Here is a 1905-nt window from a genome sequence, read left to right as displayed (position 1 = left end):
GTCCTGGTGTTCCAGGTAAAGAAACACCAGGTTATTTAACTAAAAAACAAGTGTTGAAGGAAAATCCTGAAGCAGACTATTTTGAACTCAATGATAAAGTTTATGTAAGGGGAATTGGTTGGATAGAGGAAGTAGAATTGGCAAAAGATGAGATAATTGGGGAAATTGAAGAAGGTATGGCAAGTGATTTACCTCTGGGAACGAAAATTTTCGCACCAAAAGAAAGAAGAGATATTCTCATAGTAGAAAATAACGGAATAGAAATAAGATATTTACTTCAACTGGGAGAGTAATCCAAAAGTACTTCAACCAACGGGGCAGGTGATGAATTGGACGATTTTGACAAAGTAAAACATAGAATAATACATTAGAGTGCCATAATTTGGGAAGGAACTAATAAATGATCATTCCATTTTTGTATTTAGGTTGGTTCTTAATCCCTGTATTGTCCATTGTGTTTTGTCTTAATCTCGTTACTATAATGAAAAAAGTGAAAAATGAGCAAGATACATCTAAAAACACGATTTGGCTCACAATATCATTTCTTTTCATTATGTGGACTATAGCTATTTTAGCTTCCGTCAATATTTACTAATCTAGTGGTAGTTGAGTTAAGTTATTGTCATTCATTGAGCTGCTAAGACAGCTCTTTTTTTCTTATTGAACTAACGGGGCAGGTTAGTTGAATAAGAAGATATTATTAAAAGAATAACGAATTAGTAAATATTAGTGTAGATTTTCGAATATCAATCTTTCTTATTTCACTTACGAGATGCTTTACTGAAAGGTCATTGAGTTGTTATTTTCAACATATTTTTCCTATTCACTAAAGGGACAGAATTGTTTAATTTAGATACATAAGAAGGCAGTAAAAATATCTTGTAGGAGGGAAAATGGAATGAGCAACATTATCTTGATTCAGCATTGTCAATCAGAGCATCATATAAATAATATGTCAGGTGGATGGACAGATACACCTTTAACTGAATTAGGTAGAAAACAAGCAAAAATTATAGGTGAGAAATTAAAAGAATTTGTAGATAATAACGTTTATGCCTTATATTCTTCTGACTTATTGAGAGCGTCACAAACAGCAGAGATAGTTGGAACACAATTAGGTTTAGATATCATTCAAGATAAAGGACTTCGTGAAATAAATACCGGTGTTGCGGCAGGAAAAACAAAGGATTGGGCAAGAGCAAATAGAAATCCCCGAACAAGAAGTGGATTTGATTTAGATTATCAGGAATTTCAAGATGGTGAGAGTTGGCGACAATTTTATAGTCGGGTTTGCGATACCATGGATAGAATATATGAATCGGAAAAGAATAAAAACCTGTTGATTGTCACACATGGAGGAACTTTGGGGTACTTGCTTGCTTGGTGGATGAAATTTGAGGCAGAAATGATAGTTAATGCATACTTTTCCTCGTCAGTAGGTGGTATTACAGTTCTAAGTCAAAATAGTTTTCAACAAAATGTTGTAAATAAATTTAATGATACATCCCATTTTGATTTATTCAACTAACGGGTGCTTTACTTCAATAAGAGGTAAAGCCTTTTTCATATTGAACTAACGGGGCAGGTTAATGAGTAAGAATAAGGATAGGTGTAGCTTTGAAATAAAGTTAAGATGTTTTGCATAAAGTCGCGACGTTTGTAAAAAAGACGCATCGTTTTGAAAAAACTTTAACCGATAATTTATAAAATTTTGATCAAAACCCTGAGTTGATATGCAGGATTTTTCTTTCAGCAATCGGGCCAGATTCTTGAATAAATAGAATTCGTTTAAGATTAAGGACGAAGAACCGTATCATAGGTAAATGAGGTTTTTAAAATCAAAGTGAACGTAATACATTAGACGTTCACTTTGACAATTAAGAATTGTGCTTCATGAAATTATGC

General features: G+C 33.0%; 2 protein-coding genes. Both read left to right on the top strand.

Going from position 1 to position 1905, the window contains the following annotated elements; all coding sequences use genetic code 11:
- Window positions 1-293 (top strand): hypothetical protein (locus AC1DSL_RS17695; protein WP_477533238.1); only part of this gene is annotated, 293 nt, incomplete at its 5' end.
- A 605-nt stretch (window positions 294-898) separates the two neighbouring features.
- Window positions 899-1528, top strand: a complete 630-nt coding sequence (locus AC1DSL_RS17690; protein WP_477533237.1) for a histidine phosphatase family protein — start codon at window positions 899-901, stop codon at window positions 1526-1528.
- Window positions 1529-1905 lie beyond the last annotated feature (377 nt).

It is taken from the genome of Paenisporosarcina sp. P4_D4 (genome assembly GCF_056401835.1).
The sequence above is the reverse complement of the archived record's forward strand: the minus strand, read 5'-3'. Positions and strand labels throughout refer to the sequence as shown.

Excerpts from the sequence above, each read along its gene's own strand:
- AC1DSL_RS17690 (WP_477533237.1), top strand. The coding sequence starts at position 899 with ATGAGCAACATTATCTTGATTCAGCATTGTCAATCAGAGCATCATATA.